Raw genomic sequence first — 4979 nt, 5'->3', positions numbered from 1 at the left:
GCGTTCCAGGGCAAGGACGCGATCCTGTCCGGCCCGGCGGGGGGGATCGTCGCGGCGGCCCGCACCGCCGAGGCGGCCGGCCATGACCGGGTGATCGGGTTCGACATGGGCGGCACCTCCACCGATGTCGCGCTATATGCCGGCGCGTTTGCGCGCACCGTCGATACCGAGGTTGCCGGGGTCGCCCTGCGCGTGCCGATGCTGGCGATCGACACGATCGCGGCCGGCGGCGGATCGATCCTGCATTTCGACGGTGCGCGCTATCGCGTCGGGCCCGACAGCGCAGGGGCGAATCCCGGCCCGTCCTGTTACCGGCGCGGCGGCCCGCTCACCATCACCGACGCGAACGTGATGCTCGGCAAGATCCAGCCCCGCCATTTCCCCGCGCTGTTCGGCCCCGCCGGCGACCAGCCGCTCGACGCGGCAGCGGTGGCGAAAGGCTTCGACGATCTGGCCGCGCGGATCGCGGCGGCGACCGGCCGGCGCGACGATCCGCGCGAGGTGGCGGAAGGCTTCGTCACGATCGCGGTCGCGCACATGGCCGCCGCGATCAAGCGGGTCGCGCTGGAGCGCGGGGAGGACGTGACACGGTTCGCCCTGCAATGTTTCGGCGGCGCGGGCGGACAACATGCCTGTCGGGTCGCGGAGGCGCTGGGCATGCGTATCGTGCTGATCCACCCGCTCGCGGGCGTGTTGTCGGCGTTCGGCATGGGACTGGCGGATCGCGCCGCGCTGCGCCAGCAATCGATCGAGCGCCCTCTCGACGAAGCGATCCTGCCCGATCTGGCGGCGCTGGCGGCGCGGCTTGGCGATCAGGCCACCGGCGACCTGCGCGCCGATCCGGCGGCAAGCGCGATCCGCCGCGTGACGCAGGTGTATCTGCGCTACACCGGCACCGATACCGCCTTGCCGGTCCCTTTCGGATCGCTGCCGGCGATGCGGGCGGCGTTCGAGGGCGCGCATCGCGCGCGCTTCGGCTTCGTCGATGCCGATCGGACGATCACCGTCGACAGCATCGCCGTCGAGGCGTTGCTGCCGGCCCCGCCCGCCACGCTACCCCCGCTCCCCCCGCGCGACGGCCCCCTGCCCGCGCCGGTTGACCGCGTCGTGATGTGGAGCGGCGGCGTCGAACACGCCACGCCGATCTACGACCGGCCCGCGTTGCGCGCGGGCGACACGATCGTCGGCCCGGCGCTGATCCGCGAGGCGATCGCGACGACCGTGGTGGAACCGGGCTGGCGCGTGGCGGTCGATGCGGCGGGGGTGCTGTCGCTGCACCACGAGCAGGCCGCCACCGCCGCCGGAGACGACGCGACCACCGCCGATCCCGTCCGGCTGGAATTGTTCAATGCGCTGTTCATGGGGATCGCGGAGCGGATGGGCGTCGTCCTCCGCAACACCTCCAGCAGCGTCAACATGAAGGAACGGCTCGATTTTTCCTGCGCGTTGTTCGATGCGCAGGGGCGGCTGATCGCCAATGCGCCGCATGTGCCCGTCCATCTCGGCGCGATGAGCGAAAGCGTGCAGACCGTGATCCGCCAGCGCGGCGGCACACTGCGCCCCGGCGACACGATCGCGCTAAACAATCCCTTCAACGGCGGCACGCACCTGCCCGACATCACGGTCATCAGCCCGGTGTTTGACGAAACGGGCGGGACGATCCGTTTCTTCGTCGCCAATCGCGGGCATCATGCCGATGTCGGCGGGCTGACGCCGGGCTCCACACCGCCGCAGTCGCGCACGCTGGAGGATGAGGGCGTCATCATCGACGATCTGCTGCTGGTCGATGGCGGCACGTTTCGGGAAAGCGCGTTCCGCGCGCTGCTCACCGGGGCACGGCATCCCGCGCGCAGCCCGGACATGAATGTCGCGGACATCCGCGCGCAACTGGCCGCCAACGAAACCGGCATGGCGGAGCTGCGCGCGCTGCTCGCGTCGCACGGCTGGGCGGTGGTCGATGCCTATATGGCGCACGTCCGCGACTATGCGGAGGAAAGCATCCGCCGCGTCATCACGACGTTGCGAGACGGCGTCTTCGAGGATCGCATGGACGACGGCACGCCGCTGAAAGTGCGCGTCACGATCGATCGCGCGGCGCGCGGCGCGACGATCGACTTTACCGGCACCGGCCCCGCCGATCCGGGCAATCGCAACGCGCCCCCCGCGGTGACCCAGGCGGCGGTCCTTTACGCCTTTCGATGTCTGGTCGGTGAGGACATTCCGCTCAACCACGGCTGTCTCGCCCCGTTGACGATCGTGCTGCCCCGCGACAGCTTCCTGTCGCCCCCGCCCGGCAGCGCGGTGGTGGCGGGGAATACGGAGGTCAGCCAGGCGGTGTGCAATGCGCTGTTCGGCGCGCTCGGCGCGGCGGCGGCGTCGCAGGGGACGATGAACAACTTCCTGTTCGGCAACGATGACTATCAATATTATGAAACCATCTGTGGCGGCGCCGGCGCGATCGACGGCGCCGATGGCGCCAGCGCGGTGCACACTCACATGACCAACACCCGCATCACCGACCCCGAAGTGCTGGAAATGCGCTACCCCGTGCGGCTCGATCGCTTCGCGATCCGGCGCGGCACGGGCGGTGCGGGGCGCTGGCGCGGGGGCGACGGCGTCGTGCGCGCGATCACCGCGCTGGAGCCGATGGTCGCTACGATCGTGGCGTCCCGCCGCACGGTCGCGCCGTTCGGACTGGCGGGAGGACAAGCAGGTTCGACCGGGCAGCAATGGGCGCGGCGGGCCGACGGGCGCTGGTTGACGCTCGCGGGCAGCGATCAGATCGCGCTGGAGCCCGGCGACACGATCGTGATCGAAACGCCGGGCGGCGGCGGCTGGGGCGACCAGGGATAACGCAGCCACTCCACCCCCCGAACCACGACGAGCGGGCCGTTCGCCAGAACCGGCGCGCGCCGGACGTCGCGACACCCTTTTTGGTAAGCATCTCGTTAACCATGATATTCGTATCCGAAATCGGACAGACCGGATCGCGCCACCTCCTCTGACCTTATCGTTCCGACAGAATCGTCCGCCGGCCGGTCATCCGGGTCAGACGCGGACACTGCCACGACGATGGGAGGACGACGATGCGGATCGAAATCATCAGCAAGCTGAACGGCACGAGCACCTATGCGGAGGCCGCGACGGTCACCCTCCGCGATCCCAGCGTCGTCCGGCTGCCGCTGCGCCGCGACCAGATCGCCAGCGTCACGCGGCAGGGCGACGACCTGATCATCACCACCACCGACGGCCAGCTTCTGCGCATCGTTCAATTCTATCACGACGCCGGACAGGTGGAGAGCGACGCAGTGGTGACCGAGGGAGATCAGCACTGGCTGGTCCACCCGGGCCAGGGGATCGACGCCGACACCTTCTCGCTGATCGGCGATCTCGATGCGCTGACCGGCGGCGCGGCGGCGGCCGGCGGCTCATCCCTGACGGTGCCGCTCGCGCTGGGTGGCCTCGCGGCGGTGGGTGGCGGGATCGCGCTCATGTCAGGCGGCGGCAGCGATGCGCCGCGCTCGGCTGCGCCCGCCGCTGATAACATCCCGCCGTCCGCGCCGGTCGTCACGGTGCGCGCCGATGGCGGGGCGGTGACCGGCACTGGCGAACCAGGCGCGACGGTGCAGGTGCGCGATGCAAACGGGGCAGTGATCGGCACCGGCACGGTCGACGCACAGGGCAATGTCACCGTGCCGCTCACGACGCCGCAGGCGAACGGTCAGACGATCAGCGTCACGCAGACCGATCCGTCGGGCAATGTTTCGCCAGCGACGACGATATCCGCGCCGGATACCATCCCGCCCGCAGCACCCGCCGGGCAAGTGTCCGCCGATGGCACCATCCTGTCGGGCACGGGCGAGGCCGGCGCGACGGTGACGGTGCGCAATGCGGCTGGGGCCGCGATCGGCAGCGCGGTGGTCGCCGCGAACGGCAGCTATTCGATCGCGCTCTCCCCGGCGGCGGCCAACGGCGGGACGATCACGGTGGTGCAAACCGACGCGGCGGGCAATCGCTCACCGGAGACGAACGTCGCCGCGCCCGATATCACCCCTCCCGCCGCGCCGCTGGTGTCGATCAACGACGACGGCACGATTGTGTCCGGCAGCGGCGAACCGGGCGCGCGCGTCACGGTGACCGGCGCTACGAGCAATGTCATCGGCAGCGGCACGGTGGCGGTGGACGGCGCGATCACCGTCGTGCTGATTCCACCGGCCAGCAACGGCGGCGCCATCGCGGTCGTGCAGAGCGACGCGGCCGGCAACCCCTCCCCCAGCGTGACGCTTACCGCACCCGACACCATGCCACCCGAAGCGCCCGTCGTGACGCTGGCTGGCGATGGCGCCTCGGCGCAGGTGACGGGCGAGGCTGGCGCCACCGTTACGGTCACCGGGCCGGGCGGCGGTGTGATCGGCCAGGCGACGATCGGCAGCGATGGCAGCGCCACCGTCCCGCTCAGCCCGGCCGCCGCGAATGGCGGAACGGTGACGGCGGTGCAGACCGACGCCGCGGGCAATGTCTCCGATCCGGTAACGCTCACCGCACCCGACATCACCCCACCCGCCCCGCCAGCGCCGACGCTCGACGCCTCCGGCGCGGTCGTCAGCGGCACTGGCGAAGCGGGTGCCGCCATCGCGATCCGCGATGCCAATGGCGCGCTGCTGGGCAGTGGCAGCGTCGATGCGCGCGGCCTGTTCGCGGTGACGCTCGCCACCCCGCAAATCGACCGCCAGACGCTGACGGTGGTGCAGACCGACGCCGCCGGCAACGCCTCCCCCGCCGTCACGCTGGTCGCGCCCGATCTGACCGCCCCCGCCCCCCCGGTGGCGGCGGTCGCGCCCGACGGCACCACCGTGACCGGCACCGCCGAGGCGGGCGCGACCGTCACCATTACCGATCCGCTGGGTCAGGTCATCGCGGTGATCCCGAACAACCCGGGCAGCTTCACCGTGGCGCTGGTTCCCCCACTCGTCGACGGC

At 71.0% G+C, this 4979-nt stretch carries 2 protein-coding genes; both read left to right on the top strand.

Annotation, left to right across the window (positions count from 1 at the left end; genetic code table 11):
• Positions 1-2853: hydantoinase B/oxoprolinase family protein (locus tag ACFDSW_RS15300; protein WP_375251135.1), on the top strand; the 2853-nt coding region annotated here is incomplete at its 5' end.
• Positions 2854-3086: 233 nt separating this feature from the next.
• The coding region (locus ACFDSW_RS15295; RefSeq protein ID WP_375251134.1) for an Ig-like domain-containing protein at positions 3087-4979 on the top strand (1893 nt) is incomplete at its 3' end.

This window comes from Sphingomonas sp. (assembly GCF_042091075.1).
Lineage (GTDB): Bacteria > Pseudomonadota > Alphaproteobacteria > Sphingomonadales > Sphingomonadaceae > Sphingomonas.
This window is presented reverse-complemented; position numbering and strand designations above follow the sequence as displayed.